The 24,210-nt window shown below is 71.4% G+C and carries 24 protein-coding genes; all 24 read left to right on the top strand.

Annotated features, from left to right (window positions below; translation table 11 throughout):
- Positions 1–96 precede the first annotated feature (96 nt).
- The 24 genes from PYV61_RS00960 (at position 97) to PYV61_RS00845 (ending at position 23,999) form a co-directional block, all read left to right on the top strand.
- Positions 97–459: an HU family DNA-binding protein gene (locus PYV61_RS00960; RefSeq protein WP_275827355.1), complete on the top strand. Its 363-nt coding sequence runs from the start codon at positions 97–99 to the stop codon at positions 457–459.
- Between the two features lie 93 nt (positions 460–552).
- Positions 553–795 (top strand): MoaD/ThiS family protein, encoded by a 243-nt coding sequence (locus tag PYV61_RS00955; RefSeq protein ID WP_275827353.1) that lies wholly within the window; start codon positions 553–555, stop codon positions 793–795.
- Positions 792–1,247 (top strand): molybdenum cofactor biosynthesis protein MoaE, encoded by a 456-nt coding sequence (locus PYV61_RS00950; RefSeq protein WP_275827351.1) that lies wholly within the window; start codon positions 792–794, stop codon positions 1,245–1,247. Before PYV61_RS00955 ends, PYV61_RS00950 begins: the two co-directional genes overlap by 4 nt.
- A complete protein-coding gene (moaA, locus tag PYV61_RS00945; protein WP_275827349.1) occupies positions 1,244–2,281 on the top strand; it encodes a GTP 3',8-cyclase MoaA in 1,038 nt (345 codons plus the stop codon). Before PYV61_RS00950 ends, moaA begins: the two co-directional genes overlap by 4 nt.
- 98 nt (positions 2,282–2,379) lie before the next feature.
- Entirely contained in the window at positions 2,380–3,309 is a 930-nt protein-coding gene (gene mdh, locus PYV61_RS00940; RefSeq protein WP_275827347.1) for a malate dehydrogenase, read from the top strand.
- An 89-nt stretch (positions 3,310–3,398) separates the two neighbouring features.
- Positions 3,399–4,184 (top strand): succinate dehydrogenase cytochrome b subunit, encoded by a 786-nt coding sequence (locus PYV61_RS00935; protein ID WP_275827345.1) that lies wholly within the window; start codon positions 3,399–3,401, stop codon positions 4,182–4,184.
- A gap of 7 nt (positions 4,185–4,191) precedes the next feature.
- Complete coding sequence (locus PYV61_RS00930) at positions 4,192–6,105, top strand: fumarate reductase/succinate dehydrogenase flavoprotein subunit (protein WP_275827343.1); 1,914 nt, start codon at positions 4,192–4,194, stop codon at positions 6,103–6,105.
- Positions 6,106–6,168: 63 nt separating this feature from the next.
- On the top strand, positions 6,169–6,942 hold the full coding sequence (locus tag PYV61_RS00925; RefSeq protein WP_275827341.1) for a succinate dehydrogenase/fumarate reductase iron-sulfur subunit: 774 nt from the start codon (positions 6,169–6,171) through the stop codon (positions 6,940–6,942).
- Positions 6,943–7,039: 97 nt separating this feature from the next.
- The gene (locus PYV61_RS00920; protein ID WP_275827339.1) at positions 7,040–7,456 is read left to right on the top strand and encodes a hypothetical protein; all 417 of its coding nucleotides are present in this window, start codon (positions 7,040–7,042) and stop codon (positions 7,454–7,456) included.
- 134 nt (positions 7,457–7,590) lie between these two features.
- A complete protein-coding gene (locus PYV61_RS00915) occupies positions 7,591–7,995 on the top strand; it encodes an NADH-quinone oxidoreductase subunit A (RefSeq protein WP_275827337.1) in 405 nt (134 codons plus the stop codon).
- Positions 7,986–8,615 (top strand): NADH-quinone oxidoreductase subunit B family protein, encoded by a 630-nt coding sequence (locus tag PYV61_RS00910; RefSeq protein ID WP_345785193.1) that lies wholly within the window; start codon positions 7,986–7,988, stop codon positions 8,613–8,615. Before PYV61_RS00915 ends, PYV61_RS00910 begins: the two co-directional genes overlap by 10 nt.
- Before the next feature lie 60 nt (positions 8,616–8,675).
- Positions 8,676–9,374, top strand: coding sequence for an NADH-quinone oxidoreductase subunit C (locus PYV61_RS00905; protein ID WP_275827334.1), 699 nt, complete (start codon positions 8,676–8,678; stop codon positions 9,372–9,374).
- Positions 9,375–9,382: 8 nt separating this feature from the next.
- On the top strand, positions 9,383–10,696 hold the full coding sequence (gene nuoD / locus PYV61_RS00900) for an NADH dehydrogenase (quinone) subunit D (RefSeq protein ID WP_275827332.1): 1,314 nt from the start codon (positions 9,383–9,385) through the stop codon (positions 10,694–10,696).
- Positions 10,693–11,256, top strand: a complete 564-nt coding sequence (locus PYV61_RS00895; protein WP_275827330.1) for an NAD(P)H-dependent oxidoreductase subunit E — start codon at positions 10,693–10,695, stop codon at positions 11,254–11,256. Before nuoD ends, PYV61_RS00895 begins: the two co-directional genes overlap by 4 nt.
- Before the next feature lie 2 nt (positions 11,257–11,258).
- Complete coding sequence (nuoF, locus tag PYV61_RS00890; RefSeq protein WP_275827328.1) at positions 11,259–12,611, top strand: NADH-quinone oxidoreductase subunit NuoF; 1,353 nt, start codon at positions 11,259–11,261, stop codon at positions 12,609–12,611.
- 13 nt (positions 12,612–12,624) lie between these two features.
- Complete coding sequence (locus PYV61_RS00885; RefSeq protein ID WP_275827327.1) at positions 12,625–14,232, top strand: 2Fe-2S iron-sulfur cluster-binding protein; 1,608 nt, start codon at positions 12,625–12,627, stop codon at positions 14,230–14,232.
- Complete coding sequence (nuoH, locus tag PYV61_RS00880) at positions 14,229–15,545, top strand: NADH-quinone oxidoreductase subunit NuoH (RefSeq protein WP_275827325.1); 1,317 nt, start codon at positions 14,229–14,231, stop codon at positions 15,543–15,545. The genes PYV61_RS00885 and nuoH overlap by 4 nt, the downstream gene beginning before the upstream one ends.
- A 1-nt stretch (position 15,546) precedes the next feature.
- Positions 15,547–16,053, top strand: a complete 507-nt coding sequence (locus PYV61_RS00875) for an NADH-quinone oxidoreductase subunit I (RefSeq protein ID WP_275827323.1) — start codon at positions 15,547–15,549, stop codon at positions 16,051–16,053.
- A gap of 4 nt (positions 16,054–16,057) precedes the next feature.
- Positions 16,058–16,570: an NADH-quinone oxidoreductase subunit J gene (locus PYV61_RS00870; RefSeq protein ID WP_275827321.1), complete on the top strand. Its 513-nt coding sequence runs from the start codon at positions 16,058–16,060 to the stop codon at positions 16,568–16,570.
- Positions 16,567–16,863, top strand: a complete 297-nt coding sequence (gene nuoK / locus PYV61_RS00865; protein ID WP_275827319.1) for an NADH-quinone oxidoreductase subunit NuoK — start codon at positions 16,567–16,569, stop codon at positions 16,861–16,863. Before PYV61_RS00870 ends, nuoK begins: the two co-directional genes overlap by 4 nt.
- Positions 16,863–19,067, top strand: a complete 2,205-nt coding sequence (nuoL, locus tag PYV61_RS00860; RefSeq protein ID WP_275827317.1) for an NADH-quinone oxidoreductase subunit L — start codon at positions 16,863–16,865, stop codon at positions 19,065–19,067. Before nuoK ends, nuoL begins: the two co-directional genes overlap by 1 nt.
- Positions 19,068–19,121: 54 nt before the next feature.
- Positions 19,122–20,699: an NADH-quinone oxidoreductase subunit M gene (locus PYV61_RS00855; protein WP_275827315.1), complete on the top strand. Its 1,578-nt coding sequence runs from the start codon at positions 19,122–19,124 to the stop codon at positions 20,697–20,699.
- Positions 20,700–20,878: 179 nt separating this feature from the next.
- Positions 20,879–22,465 carry an NADH-quinone oxidoreductase subunit M gene (locus tag PYV61_RS00850; protein WP_275827313.1) on the top strand — a complete coding sequence of 529 codons (1,587 nt, stop codon included), beginning with the start codon at positions 20,879–20,881 and terminating at the stop codon, positions 22,463–22,465.
- Positions 22,466–22,469: 4 nt separating this feature from the next.
- Entirely contained in the window at positions 22,470–23,999 is a 1,530-nt protein-coding gene (locus tag PYV61_RS00845; protein ID WP_275827311.1) for an NADH-quinone oxidoreductase subunit N, read from the top strand.
- Positions 24,000–24,210: the final 211 nt, after the last annotated feature.

Genomic DNA, 24,210 nt, shown 5'->3' with positions numbered 1-24,210 from the left:
GACACACAACAAGTAAGCTCCTAACATAGCTGGCAGAGCACGCGTCACCGGCGCCCGTCGCGCGCGCGTGGAAGGGTCAGATTCGAGTTCCTCCCAATGACCAAAGCTGATCTGGTCGAGCGCGTGACCGCCGCCATGGCCCGCACCGCCGGGCCGACCATCTCCAAGAAGGACTGCGCGCGGGTCGTGGACTCGTTCCTCGAGGCCATCAAGGACGCGCTCCACGAGCAGCGCAACATCGAGGTGCGCGGCTTCGGCACCTTCAAGATCCGCCAGCGCAAGACGCGCATGGCGCGCAACCCCCGGACGGGCTCGCCGGTCGAGGTCTCGGCCCGCCCCGTCCCGGTGTTCAAGCCGTCCAAGGAGCTGCGCGCGCTGGTGGCCGGCGTCGACATCAGCGAGCTGCACGACAGCGACCTGCACGACTACGAGCACGAGCACGAGTCGATCGCCGAGTGAGGCGTGGGCGGCGCCCCGCCGCCTGACCGGCCGGTCCGCCGGCCGCCCCCACGGTCCCGCGCACGCGCGCGGGACCGTGATTATTTTCCGGCCATGCGCGTAAGTGTGCTGCTCTTCGCCTCTTATGCCGACGCGCTCGGCCCGGGCCCGGTGGCCCTCGAGCTCCCCGCCGGCGCCACCGCGGCCGACGCCCTCGCCGCGCTGCGCGAGCGCCCGGGCGCGCAGCGGCTTCCCCCCGCGCCGATGCTCGCCGTGAACCAGCGCTGGGCCACGGCCGCGACCGCGCTGCGCGACGGCGACGAGGTCGCGTTCCTCCCGCCCGTGGCCGGCGGATGAGCGGCGACGGCGTCCTGGTGCGCGACCCGATCGAGCCGGCGGCGCTGCTGGCGCGCGTCGCGCACGACGCCGCCGGCGCGCAGGCCGCCTTCTTCGGCGCGGTGCGCGACACGAACGTCGGGCGCGCCGTCCTCGGCATCGACTACGCCGCCTACGAGCCCATGGCCGCCGCCGAGCTGGCGGCGATCGCCGGCGAGGCCGAGGCGCGCTGGCCCGGGGCGCGGGTGGCGGTCGCGCACCGCATCGGGACGCTGGGCGTCGGGGAGCTGAGCGTCGGCATCGCCGTCACGCACCCGCACCGCGCGCAGGCGTTCGACGCCTGCCGCTTCGCGATCGAGGCGATCAAGACGCGGGTGCCGATCTGGAAGCGCGAGCACTACGCCGACGGCACGCGCGAGTGGGTGGACGCCGGCAGCGGCGCGGCCGTGCCGGCCCCGGCACCCGTCGGATGATCGACGCCCCGGCCGCCGAGGCCGAGCTCCGCGACGCGCACGGGCGGCGGATCGAGTACCTCCGGGTCTCGGTCACCGACCGCTGCAACTTCCGCTGCGTCTACTGCATGCCGCTGGCGGGGCTGCCGTGGCTGCCGCGCGAGCACACGCTCACCGACGACGAGATCGTGGCCGTGGTGCGCGAGCTGGCGCCGCTCGGGCTGCGGCGCGTGCGCCTCACCGGCGGCGAGCCGACGATCCGCCCCGGGCTCGTGGAGCTGGTCGCACGCCTCAAGGCACTCGGCACCCTCGACGACCTCTCGCTGTCGACCAACGGCACGCGGCTCGTCGCCCTGGCGCCGGCGCTGCGCGCCGCGGGGCTCGACCGGGTGAACGTGAGCGTCGACTCGCTGCGCCCCGAACGGGTCGCCGAGCTCGCCCGCCGGCGCGAACCGTTCGACCCGCTGGCGGCGCTCGACGCGGCGGAGCGCGCGGGGCTGGGGCCGGTCAAGGTCAACGTCGTCGTCATCCGCGGGCGCAACGACGACGAGGTGGAGGCGCTGGCCGCCCTCACGGTGGAGCGGCCGTTCCACGTGCGCTTCATCGAGCTGATGCCGGTGGGCGAGCTCGCCGACGCCGAGGCGGCGGCGGGGCGGGACCCGCTGGCGCTGGTGCTGCCGAGCGACGAGCTGCTGGCGCGGCTGGCGGCGCACGGACGCGCCATCGGGCGTCCGCTGGAGCGCGCCGAGGGCCCCGCGCGCGGGAACGGCCCGGCGGCGTACCATCGCTTTTCCAACGCTGCGGGGACGGTCGGCGTCATCACCCCGATGACCCACACGTACTGCGGGTCGTGCAACCGCGTGCGGCTGACGGCCGACGGGCGGCTGCGCACCTGCCTGTACGGCGACCACGAGGTGCCGCTGCGCGACGCGCTGCGCGCCGGCGCGCCGCTCCGCCCCCTGCTGCTCGAGGCGCTCGCGGGGAAGCCGCGCGAGCACGCGCTGCTCGCGCGGCGCACCGGCGGGCTGCGCGCGCTCTCGGAGGTCGGCGGGTGATCGCGTAGGCGACGGCGCGGCCTCTTCCGTTGCCGCTCGCGGACGTGCCCGATAGCTTTCCGTCGCTTTCACCCACTTACTCCAGCAACCCGACCCCAATGGTCAACAGGATCACGGTGGTGGGCGCCGGAAACGTCGGCGCCACGACCGCGCAGCGCATCGCGGAGAAGGAGCTCGCCCGCACCGTCGTCATGGTCGACGTGGCGGAGGGGATCCCGCAGGGGAAGGGACTCGACCAGTGGCAGTCGGCGCCGATCGAGGGCTTCGACTCGCGCGTGGTCGGCAGCAACGGCTACGACGAGACGGCCGGCTCCGACATCGTCGTCATCACCGCCGGCATCGCGCGCAAGCCGGGGATGTCGCGCGACGACCTGCTCAACACGAACGCCGGCATCGTCAAGTCGGTGAGCGAGCAGGTGAAGGCGACGTCGCCCGACGCGATCGTGATCGTCGTGTCGAACCCGCTCGACGTGATGTGCCACGTCGCGAAGCAGGTCACCGGCTTCCCGCGCGAGCGCGTGATCGGCATGGCCGGGGTGCTCGACACGGCGCGCTACCGCGCCTTCCTCGCCGAGGCGCTCGACGTCTCGGTGCGCGACATCCAGGCGATGGTGCTCGGCGGCCACGGCGACACGATGGTCCCGCTGATCAGCTACACGACCGTGAGCGGCATCCCGGTGACGCAGCTGATGGAGCGCGCCACGCTCGACGCGATCGTCGACCGCACGCGCAACGGCGGCGCCGAGATCGTGAAGCACCTCAAGACGGGCTCCGCGTACTACGCGCCGTCGGCGGGCGCGGTGCAGATGGTCGAGGCGATCGTCCGCGACCAGCGCCGCATCCTCCCGTGCGCGGCGTGGCTCGAGGGCGAGTACGGCATGTCGGGGCTCTTCCTCGGCGTGCCCTGCAAGCTCGGCAAGGGCGGGCTGCAGAAGGTGATCGAGGTGACGCTCACCGACGCCGAGCGCGCGGCGCTGGAGAGCAGCGCGCAGGCGGTGCGCGACCCGATGGCCGCCCTCAAGCTCTGAGCCGAGCGACGCCGCGGGGCGCCCCAGGGGCCCCGCGGCGTTTTCTTCACCGCCGCGCGCGTCGCGCGGCGGGTCACCGGACCCAAGCGATGCAGCTCGTTCGCAACTTCTGGCAGTCGCAGATCGGGAAGAAGGTCGTGATGGCCGTGACGGGGCTGATCCTCGTCGGGTTCGTGGTCGGCCACATGGTCGGCAACCTCCAGGTCTTCCAGAGCGCCGCCAAGCTCAACGCGTACGGCTACTTCCTCAAGCACACCGTCGGCGGCGCGCTGTGGGCGGTGCGCGGGGTGCTGCTCGCCAGCGTCATCCTGCACGTGGTCGCGGCGGTGCAGCTGACGCGGCAGAAGCAGGCGGCGCGGCCCTCGGGGCAGGGGTACCAGAAGTACGAGCCGCAGATCTCGACCTTCGCGTCGCGCACGATCCGCTGGGGGGGCTTCCTGCTCCTGGCGTTCATCGTGTTCCACATCCTGCACTTCACGACGCTCACGATCTACCCGGACTACTCCCCGACCGACGTGTACAACAACGTCGTGAAGGGCTTCCAGATCCCGTGGGTCACGGCGTTCTACGTGCTCGCGATGGGCGCGCTGGCGCTGCACCTGTTCCACGGCGCCTGGAGCTCGCTGCGCACGCTCGGGCTGAGCCGCCCGGCGGCCCGCCCGACGGCGCGCCCGATCGTCACCGCGCTGGCCGGGCTCGTGGCGCTCGGCTTCGCCGTCGTGCCGCTCGCCGTCTTCTTCGGCGCGGTGCAGCCGGCCGCGCCCGAGCAGGGGATCCCCGCCGAGGCGCTCGAGGCGAGCGCGCTGCAGCAGTCGGCCGGCGCGCCGGCCGGCGCCTCCACGACCGCCCCGACCTCCACCCTCGCGGGGCACTGAGACCGACATGGAGCTGAACTCCAAGGTCCCCGCCGGCCCGCTGGCCGGGAAGTGGGACAAGCACAAGTTCGACGTCAAGCTCGTCAACCCCGCCAACAAGCGGAAGTACGAGGTGATCGTGGTCGGCGCGGGGCTGGCCGGCGCCTCGGCGGCGGCGACGCTGTCGGAGCTCGGCTACCGCGTGAAGTGCTTCGTCTACCACGACTCGCCGCGGCGCGCGCACTCCATCGCGGCGCAGGGCGGGATCAACGCGGCGAAGAACTACCAGAACGACGGCGACTCGATCCACCGCCTGTTCTACGACACGATCAAGGGCGGCGACTTCCGCGCCCGCGAGGCCAACGTCTACCGCCTCGCCCAGAACTCGGTCAGCATCATCGACCAGGCGGTCGCGCAGGGCGTCCCGTTCGCGCGCGAGTACGGCGGCCTCCTCTCCAACCGCTCGTTCGGCGGCGCGCAGGTCAGCCGCACCTTCTACGCGCGCGGCCAGACCGGGCAGCAGCTGCTCCTCGGCGCCTACGCGCAGCTGGAGAAGGAGATCGCGCGCGGCGGCGTCGAGATGTTCAACCAGTACGAGATGCTCGACCTCGTGGTGGTGGACGGGCACGCCCGCGGGATCGTGGCGCGCAACCTGGTGACCGGCGCGATCGAGACCTACGCGGCGCACGCGGTGCTGCTGGCCACGGGCGGGTACGGCAACGTCTTCTACCTGTCGACCAACGCCAAGCATTCCAACGCCACGGCGATCTGGCGCGCGTACAAGCGCGGCGCGGCGTTCGGCAATCCGTGCTACACGCAGATCCACCCGACGTGCATCCCGGTGAGCGGCGACCACCAGTCGAAGCTCACCCTGATGTCGGAGTCGCTGCGCAACGACGGGCGCGTGTGGGTCCCGAAGAAGCAGGGGGACAAGCGGGCCCCGGGGCAGATCCCCGAGGACGAGCGCGACTACTACCTGGAGCGCCGCTACCCGAGCTTCGGCAACCTGGCGCCGCGCGACATCTCCAGCCGATCGGCCAAGTACGTGTGCGACGAGGGGCGCGGGGTCGGCGACACGGGGCTCGGCGTCTACCTCGACTTCTCCGACGCCATCAAGCGGCTCGGCAAGAAGACGATCGCCGAGCGGTACGGGAACCTGTTCGAGATGTACCAGCGCATCACCGACGAGGACCCGTACGAGGTCCCGATGCGCATCTACCCGGCCGTCCACTACACGATGGGCGGGCTGTGGGTGGACTACAACCTGATGAGCACCGTCCCCGGGTGCTTCGTGCTCGGCGAGGCGAACTTCTCCGACCACGGCGCCAACCGCCTCGGCGCCTCCGCGCTGATGCAGGGGCTGTCGGACGGCTACTTCGTGATCCCGTACACCATCGGCGACTACCTGGCGGGGCTCAAGCCGCAGCCGGTGGACGCCGCGGCGCCCGAGTTCCGGGCGGCGGCCGACGAGACGCGGGCGCGCCTGCAGAAGCTGCTGTCGATCAAGGGGAAGCGCACGCCGACGTCGTTCCACCGGCAGCTCGGCAAGATCATGTGGGACAAGTGCGGCATGGCGCGCAACCGCGCCGGGCTCGCCGAGGCGATCACCGAGATCCGGGCGCTCCGCGAGGAGTTCTGGACGAACGTGAACGTGATCGGCGAGGTCGGGTCGCTCAGCCAGCAGCTCGAGATCGCGGCGCGCGTGGCCGACTTCATCGAGCTCGGGGAGCTGATGTGCCGCGACGCGCTGCACCGCGAGGAGAGCTGCGGCGGCCACTTCCGCGAGGAGTACCAGACGGAGGACGGCGAGGCGCTGCGCAACGACGACGCGTTCGCGTACGTCGCCGCGTGGGAGTACGCCGGCGACCAGGCCGAGCCGCGGCTGCACAAGGAGCCGCTCGAGTACGAGAACGTGAAGCTCTCGACCCGCAGCTACAAGTGACCGGCGCCATCGCGGCGCCGGTCATCCCGAGCGTAGCGAGGGATCAATGGAGATGATTCCGGAATGAAGATCACCCTGCACGTCTGGCGGCAGGCGGGCCCGAAGGCCGCCGGCAAGCTGGAGACCTACACGCTCGGCCACGTCTCGCCGGACATGTCGTTCCTCGAGATGTTCGACGTCCTCAACGAGGAGCTGGTCGAGGCGGGGAAGGAGCCGGTCGCCTTCAGCCACGACTGCCGCGAGGGGATCTGCGGCTCGTGCGCGATGATGATCAACGGCGCCGCCCACGGCCCGATGAAGGGGACGGCGACCTGCCAGCTCCACATGCGGAGCTTCAAGGACGGCGACGAGATCTGGGTCGAGCCCTGGCGCGCGCGCGCCTTCCCGATCCTCAAGGACCTCGTCGTCGACCGCTCGGCGCTCGACCGGATCATCCAGGCCGGCGGCTACATCTCGGCCAACACCGGCGGGGCGCGCGACGCCAACGAGATCCTGATCCCGAAGCCCGACGCCGACTCGGCGATGGACGCCGCGGCGTGCATCGGCTGCGGCGCCTGCGTGGCCGCGTGCCCCAACGCCTCCGCGTCGCTGTTCACGGCGGCCAAGATCAGCCACCTCGGCCACCTCCCGCAGGGGCAGCCGGAGCGGTTCCGCCGCGTGCTGACGATGGTCGAGCAGATGGACATCGAGGGGTTCGGGCACTGCACGCTGTACGGCGAGTGCCAGGAGGCGTGCCCGAAGCTCATCAGCATCGACACGATCTCGCGGATGAACCGGGACTACCTCAAGGCGACCCTGACCAAGCGCCCCGAGCCGACCGTCGAGTACGCGGGCTGAGCCGGACGCCGATCGGGACCGAGCGGGCCACCCTCCGGACGGGGGGTGGCCCGCTTGCTGCTGAGGCAGGGTCCGAGACCAGCGACGGAGGGAGCGGATGGCGCAGGACCGGGTACCGGCGGACGAGAACCTCGAGCGATCGGGGCGGCAGGTGACGGCGCGCGAGACGCGCGAGACGGGGGAGCGCGGGCACCCCGACCGCGAGGTGCGGCGCGAGGCGGTGGGCGGCGTGGCCGACCGCGCCGTCGACCGGCAGGTCGACAGCGACCGCTACGAGCAGTCGGAGACGGCGCTGGGGGGCGCCGACACGATCCAGAAGACCACCTGGGGCGTGGGGATGGGCGCGGAGCCGGACGGGCGGCTCGAGCACGCGCCGGTCGGCCTGCGGAAGGGCGAGGGGACGGTCGTCGCGCGCACCGACGCCGGCGGCGGCGCGAACCCGATCGCGTGGATGGTCGGGCTGCTCGCGGCGGCGGCGGCGCTCATCTACGGCTTCGGCGTCCTGAGCGGCTGAGCGTACGCCGCGCACGTGGGGCGGGGACGTTCGGCGACCCGGAGCGTTCGGGTTGTCGCCGAACGTCCCCGCGCGTTATGTTAAATCGGCGCTCGTGAAAAATTTCACGAGCGCGGCCGCCGACCCGTCCCGACATGGTCCGAGCGTACTTCCCGCTGCTCCTCCTCTTCGGTTTCGTGGCGCTCAACGCCGGGCTCATCCTGGCGATCGGCGCGCTGACCGTGCGGTCCCGGCCGACGCCGGTGAAGTCGCAGCCGTACGAGTCCGGGATCGCCCCTCTCGGGGACGCCCGCGAGCGGTTCAGCGTGAAGTTCTACATGGTCGCGATGTTGTTCATCATCTTCGACATCGAGACCGTGTTCATGATCCCGTGGGGGGTCGCGTTCCGGCAGCTGTCGTGCGCCGTGGCGCTGACGCCGGCGGGGTGCCCGGCGGGGCAGGTGTCGTTCTTCGGCCTCTCGGAGATGCTCGTCTTCATCGGCATCCTCCTGGTCGGCTTCGCCTATGTCTGGAAGAAGGGGGCGCTGCAATGGGACTGATCGCCCGTCCCGACGAGAAGCAGGTGGTGACCGTCGACCCGGGGTCGCAGGAGGGGTGGGTCACGACCCGCCTCGACTTCCTGGTCAACTGGGCGCGCGCCAACTCGATGTGGCCGATGCCGTTCGGCACCGCGTGCTGCGCCATCGAGTTCATGGCGACCGCCGCCAGCAAGTACGACCTGGCGCGCTTCGGCATGGAGCGCCTGAGCTACTCCCCGCGGCAGGCCGACGTGCTGCTCTGCGCCGGCCGCGTCCCGCTCAAGCTGGCCCCGGTGATCCGCCGCATCTACCAGCAGATGCCGCAGCCCAAGTGGGTGATCGCGATGGGCGCCTGCGCCTCCACCGGCGGGATGTTCGACAACTACGCGGTGGTGCAGGGGATCGACACGATCATCCCCGTCGACGTCTACGTGCCGGGGTGCCCGCCCCGCCCGGAGGCGCTGATGTACGGGATCATGATGCTGCAGCAGAAGGTGATGGGCGAGCGGCTGCGCGACGAGTCGCTGCGCCACGAGATCGTCCCGGACCCGGCCTCGCAGCTCTACATCCCCCCCTCGGCCATCGACGAGCTGTCGGAGCCCTTCGGCAACTCGGTGCACCAGACCCGGTCGGGGCTCTAGCCCGCACGACCGGGCGCGGGCGGCCCGGCGCCGCCGCCCGACGCTCCCCTCGCGACTGACGTGACCCCGACGAGCCAGATCCAGATCGCGGGGTCCGCGGCCCCGCACGACGCGCCCCGGACCCCCACCCAGATCCCGCACCGCGGCGGGACGCCCAACCCGAGCGCCGAGGCGCTGCGGGCGCGGTTCGGCGACGCCGTGTCGCGCGTCGACGTCGTGTGGGGCGAGACCACCGTCGTCGTCGACGCGGCGCGCGTGCGCGACATGGTGGCGTGGCTGCACGACGACGCCGGGGAGCGCTACGACTACCTCGTCGACGTCACGGCCGTCGAGTTCCGCGACCTGGAGCAGCCGCTCGAGGTCGTGTGGCACCTCCGCTCGCTCCCGTACCGCCGCTTCCTCCGCCTCAAGGCGCTGCTCCCCAAGGGCGCGCCGCTCGAGGTGCCGAGCGTGTGGCCGGTGCACAAGGGCGCCGACTGGATGGAGCGCGAGTGCTTCGACATGTTCGGCGTCCGCTTCGAGGGGCACCCCGACCTGCGCCGCATCCTGATGTGGGAGCAGTACAAGGAGGGGTTCCCGCTCCGGAAGGACTTCCCGCTGCGCGGCCGCTTCAGCCGCGCCGAGCAGCTGCGCCAGGCGCTCGCCGCCAACCCCGAGGCGCGCTACTCGATGGAGGAGATCAGCGTCGTGGAGGCGTTCAGCGACCTCCCCGACGAGATGCGCCAGCGGCTCGCCTCGGGCGAGCGCACCGGCGAGTAGAGGACGCGATGCCCACGACCACGCGCACCGTCGAGGTGGCGCTCTCCACCTCCGGGATCGGCCCCGACGGCCGCCCGCAGCGCACCCCGCTCGTCGTCGACGACCGCGGCCACGCGGTGCCGCTCGAGGCGCCGCCGTCCGTCGAGCCGGACATGGGCGGGGAGCACATGCTGATCAACATCGGCCCGCAGCACCCGGCCACGCACGGCGTGCTCCGCCTCGTGCTGGAGCTCGACGGCGAGACCGTCGTGCGCTGCATCCCGCACGTCGGCTACCTGCACTGCGGCTTCGAGAAGATCGGCGAGTACCGCCAGTACAACCAGATCATCCCCTGGACCGACCGCGAGGACTACCTCAACTCGCCGGGGAACAACGTCGCCTTCGCGCTCGGCGCCGAGCGCCTGTTCGGCATCGAGATCACGCCGCGCTGCACGGTGCTGCGCGTGATCGCGATGGAGCTCTCGCGCATCATGTCGCACCTCGTCTGGATGGGGACGACGGCGGTCGACATGGGGGCGTTCACCCCGTTCCTCTGGACGTTCCAGGAGCGCGAGAACGTCTACAACCTGCTCGAGGGGTGGTGCGGCGCGCGCCTGACGACGTCGCTCACCCGCGTCGGCGGCATGGTCGCCGACGTCCCCGACGGCTGGGTCGACGGGCTGCGCAAGTTCATCAAGGGCTTCCCGATCACGCTCGCGGAAGCCGACAAGATGCTCACCCGCAACGCCATCTGGGTGGGGCGCACGGTGGGCCTCGGCGTCATGACGTCGGACGAGGCGATCAACTACGGGCTGTCGGGGCCGATGCTCCGCGCCTCGGGCGTCGCCTACGACGTGCGCAAGGACTTCCCGTACCTCGACTACGAGACGTACGACTGGGACGTCGCGGTCGGCACGCACGGCGACGTGTACGACCGCTACCTGGTGCGCATGGAGGAGATGCTGCAGAGCATCCGCATCCTGCAGCAGGCGGTCGACCGGCTCCCCGACGGCCCGGTGAACGTGCAGGACCCGCGCATCATCCTCCCGCCCAAGTCGAAGGCGACGAGCGAGATGGAGAGCATGATCCATCACTTCAAGCTGGTGATGGAGGGGCCGCGCCCGCCGGTCGGCGAGTGCTACGTCGCGGTCGAGAGCCCGAAGGGGGAGAAGGGCTACTACATGGTCTCGGACGGGACCAGCAAGCCGGTGCGCTGGCGCATCCGCCCGCCGGCGTTCATCAACCTCTCGGCCATCCCGAAGATGGTGGAGGGGCACCTGCTCTCGGACGTGATCGCGATCAACGCCAGCATCGACATCGTGATGGGCGAGGTGGACCGGTGACCTACGGCCCGTCCACCCCGAAGCCGTCGCCCGACGCGCTGGCGTCGCACGGCGCGCACCACGACGACCACGGCCCGTACGCGCCGGTGTTCGCCGCCGGCACCGCGCCGCGCGCGGAGCTCGACGAGCTGCTGACGCGCTACCCGAACAAGATGGCCGGGCTGCTCCCCGCGCTCTGGATCGTGCAGCGCGAGCGCGGCTGGGTGAGCGACGAGGCGATGGCCGAGGTGGCCGACGCGCTCGACCTCACCGCGGCGTACGTCAAGGGCGTGGTGACGTTCTACACCATGTACCACCAGCACCCGGTGGGGAAATACTTCATCCAGGTGTGCACCACCACGCCCTGCCACGTGTGCGGCGCCGAGGGGGTGGTCGACGCCTTCCTGCAGCACACCGGGTGCGGCGAGCTGGGGGTGACCTCGGCCGACGGGCGCTACACGGTGATCGAGGTCGAGTGCCTCGGCGCGTGCGGCTTCGCCACGCCGGTGATGATCAACGAGCAGTTCCTGGAGTCGGTGACGCCCCAGCGCGTCCCCGAGATCCTGGCCGCGCTTCCCTGACCATGGGCTATCCGCACCCCTCGCACCCCCGCGAGACCCCCGTCCTCTCGAAGCACTTCGGCGAGCCCGAGGCGCGCACCCTCAAGGGGTGGCGCGACCGCGGCGGCTACGTCGCGCTCGAGAAGGCGCTGAAGATGGACCCCGCCGAGATCCAGACGATCGTCAAGGACTCCGGCCTGCGCGGCCGCGGCGGCGCCGGATTCCCGACGGGCGTGAAGTGGAGCTTCATGAAGCCCGACGGCAAGCAGCACTACCTCTGCTGCAACGCCGACGAGTCGGAGCCCGGCACGTTCAAGGACCGCGAGATCATGCGCTGGACGCCGCACGCCCTGGTCGAGGGCGTGGCGCTCGGCGCGTACGCGATCTACGCCAGCGTCGCGTACATCTACATCCGCGGCGAGTTCACCGAGCCGCTGGAGCAGGTGCGCGCGGCGGTGAAGGAGGCGTACGCGGCGGGCGTCATCGGCGAGAACGCGCTCGGCACGGGCAAGACGGTGCACGTGCACGTCCACCAGGGCGCCGGCGCGTACATCTGCGGCGAGGAGACGGCGCTCATGAACTCGCTGGAGGGGCGCCGCGGGAACCCGCGCATCAAGCCGCCCTTCCCGGCGGTGGCCGGCCTGTTCGGGCAGCCGACGACGATCAACAACGTCGAGACGCTGGCCGCGACGCCGCACATCCTGAACAATGGGGCCGAGTGGTACAAGCAGTTCGGGCGCCCCGACAACCCGAAGAGCGTCGGGACCAAGCTGTTCTCCGTGTGCGGCAACGTCGCGCGCCCGGGCAACTACGAGGTGCCGCTCGGCTTCAACTTCGGCGAGTTCCTGTGGGACCTGTGCGGCGGGGCGGGGGAGGGGCGCGAGATCAAGGCCGTCATCCCCGGCGGCTCGTCGGTGCCGTTCCTGACCGCCGAGGAGTGCCGCACGGCCGTCATGGACTACGAGGGCTTCGTCGCCGCCGGCTCGATGCTCGGCTCGGGCGGCGTCATCGTGTTCGACGACCGGCAGGACATGGTGCGCCAGATCGCGCGCCTCTGCCGCTTCTACGCCCACGAGAGCTGCGCGCAGTGCTCGCAGTGCCGCGAGGGCACGGCCTGGACGACCAAGATCCTGGAGCGCATCGCGGCCGGGGACGGCGTGGCGCAGGACTTCGACACGCTGCTCTCGATCGCCGACAACATGACCGGCAAGACCATCTGCGTGCTCAGCGACTCGTGCGCGACGCCGGTGGTCTCCGGGCTCAAGAAGTTCCGCCACGAGTTCGAGGCCAAGCTGAAGGCCAGCCCGAACGTCGTGAGCTTCGCGGGCACCGCCACCGCGGCCGCCGCGCCGCGCGCGGCCGGGCCCACGGTCTGACCGGGACCACGCCATGGCCGACGTGAAGCAGGTCACGCTCACCATCGAGGGGCGGCCGGTGGTCGTCCCCGAGGGGACGAGCATCCTCGAGGCGGCGAAGACCGCCGGCATCCTCATCCCGCACTACTGCTACCACCCGGGACTCCCGGTGGCCGGCGTGTGCCGGATGTGCCTCGTCGAGGTCGAGAAGTTCCCCAAGCTCGCCCCCGCCTGCGCCACCGCCGTCGGCGAGGGGCAGGTCGTGCACGTGCACTCCCCCAAGGCGCTCGAGGCGCGGAAGGGGGTGCTCGAGTTCCTCCTCATCAACCACCCGCTCGACTGCCCGATCTGCGACCAGGCGGGCGAGTGCGAGCTGCAGGACTACACCTTCCAGGAGGGGCGCGCCGACTCGCGCTACCTGGAGCCCAAGCGCTTCAACCCGGTCGAGGACTTCGGCGGCGACGTCCTGTACGTCACCAACCGCTGCATCCTCTGCACGCGCTGCGTCCGATTCATGGACAAGGTCGCGCAGGAGCCGGTGCTGAACGTCAGCGAGCGCGGCGACCGCGCCACGATCGGCATCCACCCCGAGGCGGACCTCGGCGGGCACGCCTGGTCGGGGAACGTGATCGACCTCTGCCCGGTGGGCGCGCTCGTCTCCAAGGACTTCCTGAACAAGGCGCGCGCCTGGGAGCTCGACCGCACGGCGTCGGTCTGCCCGAACTGCACGCAGGGGTGCAACAGCATCCTCGAGACGCGCGACGACACCGTGGTGCGCATGCGCCCCCGCGCCAACGAGGCGGTGAACCAGTACTTCCTCTGCGACCAGGGGCGGCTCGACTACCGCTGGCTGGAGCGGCGCGACCGCGCCGAGCTGCCGTACGTGCGCGCGCAGACGGCGCGGGGCGGCACCGAGCTGGCCGCCACCGACTGGGACGTCGCGCTGCGCGAGGCGGCCGCGCTGCTCAACGGGCGCCGCGCCCGCGTACTCGCGTCGCCGATGCTCTCCAACGAGGCGCTCGGGCTGCTCGCCCGCGTCGTCGCGCGCACCGGCGGCACGGGCGTGTTCACCGTCCGCACGGGCGACGAGGCGCCGCTGGTGGGCGTCCCCGACCTGGCGCTGCGCGCCGACCGCGCGGCCAACGTCATCGGCGCCGAGCTGCTCGGCTTCGAGCGGCGCGAGATCGGTGCGGTGCTCGACGGGCTGGGCGCGGACGACGTGCTGGTGGTGGCCGACGAGGAGCTGGCCGGGCTCGCGCCGACGCTCCCCGCCGGGGTGCGCGTGCTGGTGGTCGGCACCACGGTGCCGACGTGGGCCGCCGGCGCCGACGTCGTCCTGCCGATCACCAACATGGCGGAGGAGGAGGGGACCTTCACCAACCTCCGCGGGCGCGTGCAGCGCTTCCTCCAGGCCAAGGCCGCGCACGGGCTGGCGCGCCCGAGCTGGTACGTGCTCGGCGACCTGCTGGCGGCGATGGGCGACGGGGAGGGCTACTTCACCGCCGCCGACGCCTTCGCGGCGCTGGCCGCCGCGCAGCCGAGCTTCGCCGGGCTGTCGTACGACGCGCTGGGGCTGCGCGGGCTCCCCGTGGCCGACGCCGAGCGGTTCGCGGCCGAGCCCGCGCTCGCGGGGGCCGCATGACGACGCCACTCGCGGCGCTGGCGCTGCTGCAGTCGTACGACCCGCAGGTCGAGCACCCCGGCAACGGCACCTTCTTCGTGGCGACGGTCGTGAAGATGCTGGTCGTCTTCGCCGTCACGCTCGGGCTGGTGTCGCTGCTCACGCTCGCCGAGCGCAAGATCTCGGCGTGGATCCAGGACCGGCACGGCCCGAACCGCGTGGGGCCCGGCGGGCTGCTGCAGCCGGTGGCGGACGGGCTCAAGAACTTCATGAAGGAGCGCGTGTCGCCGGGGTTCGTCTACGCGCCGATCTTCTGGCTGGCGCCGGCGCTGGCGTTCGTCCCCGCGCTGGTGAGCTTCGCGGTCATCCCGTTCGCCGCGCCGCTGCCGACGCCGTGGGGGCTGATCCCGATGGTCGTCGCCGACGTGCCGATCGGGTTCCTCTACATCCTGTCGATCTCGTCGCTCGGCGTGTACGGGATCACGCTGGCCGGCTGGGCGTCCAACAACAAGTACTCGCTGCTCGGCGGCCTCCGCTCGAGCGCGCAGATGGTGTCGTACGAGATCGCGATGGGGATGTCGACCATCCCGATCCTGCTGCTGGCCGGCAACGTGTCGCTGGGCGCGATCATCCGGCAGCAGGCGGTGACCGGGTGGAACGTGTTCGCGCTCTCGGTCGCGTTCTTCGTCTTCATGGTCGCCGCGTTCGCCGAGACGAACCGGCTCCCGTTCGACCTCCCCGAGGCCGAGTCGGAGCTGATCGCCGGCTACCACACCGAGTACAGCGGGATGGCGTTCGCGATGTTCTTCATCTCCGAGTACTCGGCGATGATCACGCAGAGCGCGCTGATGGTGACGCTGTTCTTCGGCGGGTGGGACATCCCGTTCACGAGCTGGGACAACGAGGCGCCGTACAGCGTGCTGAAGTCGCTGGCGACGCTGGCGAGCTTCGGCGCCAAGACGCTGTTCTTCCTCTTCACCTTCATCTGGATCCGCTGGACGCTGCCGCGCTTCCGCTACGACCAGCTGATGTCGCTGGGGTGGAAGGTCATGCTGCCGGTGGCGCTCGCCTACATCGTGATCGTGGCGACGGCGATCCTGGCGCTCGACGCGGCCGGGGTCGCGCGCGGCCCGCTGTACGGCGGGATCCTGTTCGCGATGAACCTGGTGCTGCTGGTGATCCTGTTCGTCTGGCTCGACCGCGGGCGGCTCATCAGCCCGGCGAGCGGGCGGGCGCGGGCCGCCGAGGTGGCGCGCCTGCGCGCCCGCGCGTTCGAGGTGCGGCAGGGGCGGCGGGCCCCGGTGGCGGAGCTGGCCGGCGAGGCGGCCGACTGACATGGCGATCAACGTGAAGGTGCTCGACCGCCCCGTCGAGCAGGTGAGCTACGTGCGCGCGACCCTCAAGGGGATGGCGCAGACGTTCAAGCACCTGGTCAACCGCGAGAAGCGGCACCAGGTGACGATCCAGTACCCCGAGCAGAAGTGGGACCTCTCGCCGCGCTGGCGCGGGACCCACCGCATGCTCACGACCGAGACCGGCAAGGCGAAGTGCGTCGCCTGCGGCCTCTGCCCGACCGTCTGCCCGGCGAACTGCATCAAGCTGGTGCCGGGCGAGGACGAGCAGGGGAACCGCTACCCGCTGGTGTTCGAGATCGACGAGTTCCGCTGCATCTTCTGCGGCTACTGCCAGGAGGTGTGCCCGGAGGAGGCGATCCACGTCGGCCGGCACTACGAGAACGCCGAGTACAGCCGCGACGGGATGGTCTACGACCTGGAGCGGCTCATGGCGCAGACGCACCCGGTGAGCGACCTGTGGGACCCCGCCGACCCGAAGGGCGAGTGAGCGCATGAGCCTCCTGTACCAGGTCCACTTCTACCTCTTCGGGATCATCGCCGTCGCGTCGGCGCTGTTCTTCGTGACGCGCAAGAACCCCGTGGCCGCCGCCCTCTGGCTGGTGAACACGATGTTCGCGCTGGCGGCGCTCTACGTGATGCTCGACGCGCAGTTCGTCGGGGCGATCCAGGTGCTGGTGTACGCCGGCGCCATCATGGTGGTCTTCCTGTTCGTCGTCATGCTCCTGAATCTCGGGCAGACCGACGCCCCCGACTTCCGCACGCCGGGGGTCCGGCTCGGCGCCGCGGCGGTCGCGGTGGTGATGCTGGCCGAGCTGCTGGTGCTCTCGCGCGCCGGGCGCATCCCCGAGGTGGCCCCGTCGGCGACGCCGCAGACCAACGTCGTCGCGCCGGTGGCCGAGCTCCTCTTCACCGAGCACCTGCTGGCCTTCGAGATCACGAGCGTGCTGCTCCTGGTCGCGGTGGTCGGCGCCGTGGTGCTCGCCAAGCGCCAGAGGCGCGCATGATCGCCGAAGCCCTCTTCTTCAGCGCCATCCTGTTCACGATCGGCGTCGTGGGCGTGCTCACCCGCCGGAACGCGCTCATCATCTTCATGTGCGTCGAGCTGATGCTCAACGCCGTGAACCTGAGCTTCGTCGCGCTGTCCAAGATGCACGGCGCTGCGCTCGGGCAGGTCTTCGTCGTGTTCGTGATGACCGTGGCGGCCGCCGAGGCGGCGGTCGGGCTGGCGATCGTGATCGCCGTCTACCGGCACTTCGGCACGGTCGAGCTCCAGAACATCAACCTGCTCCGGGGCTGATGATGCTCGCCCTGCTCCAGGCCGCGGCCGAGGCGTCGCCGGCGGCCCACCCGCTCGCGGGGACGGTGGCGGAGTACGTGTGGATGCTGCCGCTCCTGCCGCTCCTCGGCTTCGTGATCAACGGCCTCCTCTCGATCGTCCCGGCGTACCACGCCGGGCCGGAGGACGTGTCGCACGACCCCGAGGCGGGGCACACCGACATGGCGCACGAGGAGGCGTACGAGGCCGAGGCCACGACCTTCCACCGGCGGTGGAACGCGCTGTCGAGCGTCGTCGGGCCGCTGGTCGTCGGGATCGCCTTCGTGCTGGCGGCGGCGATCTTCCTGGCCATGCGCGCCGCCGGTCCGTCGCTCGAGACGGCCGGCGCCTTCGTGCGCACCTACGGGTCGTGGATGCCGGCGGGGGAGCTGCGCATCAACTGGGGGCTGCAGCTGGACCAGCTGTCGATGCTGATGACGCTGATCATCACCGGCGTCGGGACGCTGATCCACCTGTTCAGCATCGGCTACATGCGGACGGACCCCGGGTACTCGCGCTACTTCGCGTACCTGAACCTGTTCGTCTGCTTCATGCTCGTGCTGGTGCTCGGCGGGAGCTACCCCGTGCTGTTCGTGGGCTGGGAGGGGGTGGGGCTCTGCTCCTACCTGCTCATCGGCTTCTGGTTCTCTGACGAGAGCAACGCGAACGCGGGCAAGAAGGCGTTCATCGTCAACCGGGTCGGCGACTTCGGCTTCCTGGTGGCGATGTTCCTCCTGTGGGCGAACCTCGGCACGCTCGACTACGCCGGCGTCGACGCCGCCGCCACGCGGCTGGTGGCCAACGGCGCGCTCGTCACCGCGATCTGCCTGTTCCTGTTCCTCGGGTGCGCCGGCAAGAGCGCGCAGCTGCCGCTCTACATCTGGCTCCCCGACGCCATGGCCGGCCCGACCCCCGTGTCGGCGCTGATCCACGCGGCGACGATGGTGACGGCGGGCGTGTACCTGATCGCCCGCAGCGGGGCGCTGTTCGCGCTGGCGCCGTTCGCGTCGCTGCTGGTCGCGCTCACCGGGGCGCTGACGGCGCTGTTCGCGGCGACGATCGGCCTCAAGCAGTGGGACATCAAGAAGGTGCTCGCGTACTCCACGGTCTCCCAGCTCGGCTACATGTTCGTGGCCGCGGGCGTCGGGGCGTACTCGGCGGCGGTGTTCCACCTCGCGACGCACGCCTTCTTCAAGGCGCTGCTCTTCCTCGGCGCCGGCTCGGTGATCTACGCCCTCCACGAGGCGTACCACCACACGCACCGCGAGGAGGACGCGCAGGACATGCGCAACATGGGCGGGCTCCGCCGGCACATGCCGGTGACGTGGGCGCTCATGTGGGCGGCGACGCTGGCGATCGCCGGCGTCCCGGTCTTCTCCGGCTTCTTCTCGAAGGACCAGATCCTCGGCGCCGTCTACGGGGCGGCGCGCCACTCGGCGATCGGCGAGCTGCGGCTGCTCGGGATCCCGGGGTCGGCGATCCTCTACGGGATCTACGTGCTCGGGCTGGTGACCGCGCTCATCACCGCGATCTACATGACGCGGATGATGCTCTACACCTTCCACGGCGCCAACCGCACCGGGGAGGGCGAGCGCCCGCACCTGCACGAGGCGCCGTGGATCATGACCGGGCCGCTGGCGGTGCTCGGCGTGCTGACGGTGTTCGGCGGGTGGCTGAACCTGCCGGCGGTGCTGCACGCACTCGGGCCGGAGGCGCTGCTCGACCGGTGGCTGGCCCCCGTGGTCGCCCGCGCCAGCGCGACGCTGGCCGGCGGCGAGGTGGCGCACCTGTCGCACGCGACCGAGTACGCGCTGATCGGGGCCGCGGTGGCGGTGTCGGTCCTCGGCATCGGCTTCGCGGTCGTGCGCTACCGCGGCCCGCTGCTGGCCAAGCGCGAGGCCGAGGCGGCGGAGACCGGGCTCGGCGCGGCGGTGCGGCAGGCGTACTACGTCGACCGCGGGATCGGCCGCTACCTCGTCGAGCCGACCATCGCGCTGTCGCGGAAGGTGCTCTGGCGCGGGCTGGACGTCGGGCTGATCGACGGCGTGATCGTCAACGGCAGCGCGGCGCTGATGCGGGGGGTGGCGTGGGCCGGCGCCCGCATCCAGACCGGGAACGTCGGCAACTACGCCTGGATCGTCGCGGTCGGCGCGCTGGTGGTGATCGGCGCGGTCGCGTTCCGATGAGCCGTCCGCCGGCACCCCGCCCGGCCCCCTCTCCCTCGAACGACTGAACGCGGAATGCGAGACGTGCTCGCCGCGCTGCGCCTGGACGCCTGGGTGCTGCCCGCGCTGATGGTGTGGCCGCTCCTCGGGGCGCTGCTGATCTTCATGTTCGGCCGGACGGCCCGCCCCGGCGCGGCCCCCGGCTTCGCGCCGTGGCGCGACGTGCGCGTGCTCACGATGATCGTGCTCATCGGCGAGGCGCTCATGTCGGTCGGCCTGTGGGCGATCTTCGACCCGGGCGTCACCGGCTGGCAGGCGCGCATCGACCTGCCCTGGATCCCGGAGTGGGGCGCCGGGCTGACGCTCGGCGTCGACGGGATCTCGCTGGTCATGGTGCTGCTCACGACGCTGCTCATGCCGCTGGCGGTGCTGGCGAGCTGGGACAACGTGCGCAGCAAGGTCCGGAGCTACTACGGGCTGCTGCTCATCCTCATGAGCGGCACGCTGGGCGTGTTCCTCGCTCTCGACCTGCTCCTGTTCTACGTGTGCTGGGAGCTGGTGCTGATCCCGATGTACTTCATGATCGGGATCTCGGGGGGGCGCGAGCGCGCGCGGGCGAGCCACAAGTACTTCCTGGCGGCGTTCATCGGCTCGCTGCTGATGCTCGTGTCGATCATCGCCCTGTGGGTCGCCGGCGGGTCGCAGAGCTTCAACCTCGACGCGCTGCTCATCGCCACGCGCGGCGCCATCGGCCAGACCGCGCAGACCTGGCTCTTCCTCGGCTTCTTCACCGCCTTCGCGGTCAAGAGCGCGTTCTTCCCGTTCCACACGTGGCTCCCCGACGCGCAGCACGAGGCGCCGACCAGCGGGGCGGTGGCGCTCGGCATCAAGGTCGGCACCTACGGCATCCTGCGCTTCGCGCTGCCGTTCTTCCCGGCGGCGGCGCTCGACCCGACGCTGCGGCTGACGATCATCGGGCTGGCGGTGGCCGGCATCATCTACGGCGCGCTGGTCGCCATGGTGCAGCCCGACTTCAAGAAGCTGGTGTCGTACGCGTCGGTGAGCCACCTCGGCTTCGTCGTGCTCGGGATCTTCGCGCTCACGGTGCAGAGCATCCAGGGCGCGATGATGGTCATGATCGGCCACGGCGTGTCGATCGGCGCGCTGTTCCTGCTGGTCGGGATGCTCCAGGACCGGAGCGGCACCGGGATGATCCAGCGCTTCGGCGGGATCGCGCGCGTGGCGCCGCTGTTCGCGGCCTCGCTGACCGTGGTCGCCCTCAGCACGATCGGGCTCCCCGGGACCAACGGCTTCGTCGGCGAGTTCCTGGTCCTGATCGGCGCCTACGGCGCCTACCCGATCCCGGCCGTGCTGGCGACGACGGGGGTGATCCTCGCCGCCGTCTACCTGCTGTGGGCGCTGCAGCGCGTGATCTTCAACCCCCGCACGGCCGACGAGGCCGGGGACGTCCGCGACCTCGACCGGCGCGAGCTCGTGGCGATGGTCGGCTTCGTCGTCGCGATCCTCTGGCTCGGGATCGCCCCAGGCCCGGTGCTCCGCCGCATCGAGGGGCCCGCCCAAAGGATCGTCGAGCAGGTCACCCGCGGCGCCGAGACGGCCGCCGCCGCCCCGCCCACCGCCGCCCTTCCGTAGGGGGTCTCCCGGAGCCCCTCGGGGGCCCGTCCCGACGCCGCACGCGCGCTCCTTCCGGCACCCTGTACCCGGGTGCAGTATCGAGGCGCAGTACCGGTTCGTTCCGCGTCACCGTCGCGTGACGCGTGCGCCCCACCGGACGCATGCGGCACGGGACGACTCCACCGGGAGGTCGGCTCATGCGTGATTGGCTCGCCGCCGTGCAATACGCCACCTGGATCCTACCCGCGCTCCTGCTGGTCCCGCTCGCGGGCGCGGCGCTGATCGGCATCGCCTGCCGACCAGCGCTGCACCCCGAGACCCAGGAGGAGTACGTGGACGGGGGCCGGGTGCGGGCGATCGCCTTCGGCACGCTGCTGGTCGAGGCGCTCCTCTCGGCGGGGATGTGGTGGGCCTTCGACCCGGCCGACCCGGCGTGGCAGTTCCGCGTCGACCTCCCCTGGATCGCGGACTGGGGCGCCCGCTTCACCCTCGGCGTCGACGGCATCTCGCTGTTCATGGTGCTGCTGACGACCTTCCTGATGCCGCTCGCCATCATGGGCGACTGGACGAGCGTGCGCACCAAGCTGCGCACGCACTACGTCCTGCTGCTCGTGCTGACGACCGGCATGGTCGGCGTCTTCACCACGCTCGACCTGCTGCTGTTCTACGTGTTCTGGGAGATCATGCTGGTGCCGATGTATTTCATCATCGGCATGTGGGGCGGCGAGCGCCGCACCTACGCGAGCGTGAAGTTCTTCCTGTACACGATGTTCGGCTCGCTCCTCATGCTCCTCGCCATCATCTGGTTGTGGGCGGGGACGGGGGCGACGAGCTTCGGGTACGAGCACATCCTCGCGAACTTCCGCCACGCCGGCCCGGCGACGTTCTGGCTGTTCGGCGCGTTCTTCCTGGCGTTCGCGATCAAGGTCCCGCTCTTCCCGTTCCACACGTGGCTCCCCGACGCCCACGTCGAGGCGCCGACCACGGGGAGCGTGATCCTCGCCGGCGTGATGCTGAAGATGGGGACCTACGGGTTCCTCCGGTTCGCGCTCCCGCTCTTCCCGGCGGCGGCGATGCACCCGACCATCCGCGCCCTGGTGCTCGGCCTCGCGGTGGTGTCCATCGTGTACGGGGCGCTGGTGGCGATGGTGCAGCCCGACCTCAAGAAGCTGGTCGCCTACTCCAGCGTCAGCCACCTCGGGTTCGTGATGCTCGGGATCTTCGCCCTCACGGAGCAGAGCATCCAGGGCGCGCTGATGGTGATGGTGAGCCACGGCATCTCGACCGGGGCGCTCTTCCTGATGATCGGGATGCTGTACGAGCGGGCGCACACCCGCGAGATCGCCAAGTTCGGCGGGATCGCGCGCTCGGTGCCCGTCTTCTCGGCGTTCTTCCTGCTCGTCGCGCTCAGCAGCATCGGGCTCCCCGGGACCAACGGCTTCGTGGGCGAGTTCCTGACGCTGCTCGGGGCGTACCAGACGGCGCCGCTGTTCGTGGTGCTCGCCTCGACGGGCGTCGTGTTCGCGGCCGCGTACCTGCTCTGGGGGGTGCAGCGGGTGCTCTTCAACCCGCTCCGCAGCGAGGCGAACGCGACCCTGGTAGACTTGAACCGCCGCGAGCTCGCCGTGGTCGGCGTCTTCGCGGTGGCCATCCTCTGGCTGGGCCTCGCGCCCGGCCCGGTGCTGCGCCGGATGGAGCCGGCCGCCGCCCGCCTCGTGCAGCAGGTCGAGCGCGGGGCCCAGGTGGCCGCGCTGCCCGACACCAGCACGGTTCGCCAGCCCTGACCTCATGCCGCTCGACCTGTCCGTCCCCGCCTCGCTCGTCACCGCGCTCCTCCCCGACCTGATCGTCATGGGGGGGGCGATGGCCCTCCTCCTCTGGGGCGTCTGGCGCCCCGAGGGGGCCTCGGGGCGGCCGGTCGGCGTCGGCGCCATCGGCGTGTGCCTCGCCGCCCTCGCCGCCATCGCCGGGATGGCGGTGCAGGGGATCACGGCGGGCCCCGGCCCGATCGCCATCGACAACTTCCGCTGGGCGACCGACGCGGTGATCCTCGTCGGCACGATCCTCAGCATCGCGCTGGCCGACGACTACGGGCGGCGCGCCGAGCCGGTGGCGGTCGAGTCGCACGCGCTCACGCTGCTCGCGGCGTCGGGGATGATGCTCCTCGCCGGCGCGCGCGACCTGATCCTCGTCTTCCTCGGGATCGAGGTCATGTCGGTGGCGGTCTACGTGCTCGCCGGGATCAACCGGCGCAGCGCGCGCTCGGCCGAGGCGGCGCTCAAGTACTTCCTGCTCGGCGCCTTCTCGACCGCCTTCCTGCTGTACGGCGTGGCGCTGGTCTACGGCGCCACCGGCGCGACCAACCTGACCGCGATCGGCAGCGCGCTCGCCGCGTCGCCGCCGGGGCCGGGGTCGATGGCGGTGATCGGGCTGGCGCTCATGCTGGTCGGCTTCGCCTTCAAGGTCGCCGCCGCGCCCTTCCACATGTGGACCCCGGACGTCTACGACGGGGCGCCGACGCCGTTCACCGCCTTCATGGCGGCCGCGGTGAAGGCGGCCGCCTTCGCGAGCTTCGCCCGCGTGTTCATGGAGGGGTTCGGCCCGGTGTTCGTGCGCTGGCACTCGGTGCTGTGGTGGCTGGCGGCGCTCACGATGGTCCTCGGCAACCTGATCGCCCTGTCGCAGCGGAACCTCAAGCGCATGCTCGCCTACTCGAGCATCGCCCACGCCGGGTACCTGCTGGTCGCCCTCGTCACCAACACGACCGAGGGCGCGGCGGCGATGGTGTTCTACCTGTTCGCCTACACGCTGGCGACGGTCGGCGCCTTCGCGGTGGTGATGGCGCTGGCCGAGGGCGCCGAGCGGCCGCAGGACGTGCGCGAGTGGTCGGGGCTCTTCTCGGTGCGCCCGCTGCTGGCCATCGCGATGGCGGTGTTCATGCTCGCGCTGCTCGGCTTCCCGCTGGCCGGCGGGATGGGCTTCTTCGCCAAGTGGTATCTGCTGCAGGCGGCGCTCAAGGCGCCGGCGCCGCAGACGCGGCTGGCGGTGCTGCTGGTCATCACGTCGGTGATCTCGGCGGGGTACTACCTCTACGTGATCATGGTGATGTTCATGCGGCCGCGCCCCGCCGACGCGGCGCCGTTCCCCGACACCCCGGCGTGGACCCGCTCGGTGATCGTCGGCGCGGCGGTGCTGCTGCTGGCGCTGGGGCTCTACCCCAGCCCGATCGTGCGGTGGGCGCGCTCCAGCTCCCTCCAGCCGACGACGGCGACCGGCGTCCCGAGCACCCCCGAGGCGCTGCGGATCACGGCGCGCTGACCGATCCCGCACGTCGCGACGCCCCGAGGGCCGGCCCCGCGCCGGCCCTCGGCGCTTGTGTGGGCCCCGCCCCCTGGCCACCTTGCCGGCGCGGCCGCCCCGGCCGCCAGTCCGCCACCCCGCACGCGCTCATGGCCGCCCAGGTCCCGCACGAGATCAAGTCGGATCGTAGCCATGTCGTTCTGTGAGCCAAGGAGTTGAGACCACGATT

It is taken from the genome of Roseisolibacter sp. H3M3-2 (assembly GCF_029211165.1).
Taxonomy (GTDB): Bacteria; Gemmatimonadota; Gemmatimonadetes; order Gemmatimonadales; family Gemmatimonadaceae; genus Roseisolibacter.
The sequence above is the reverse complement of the archived record's forward strand: the minus strand, read 5'-3'. Positions and strand labels throughout refer to the sequence as shown.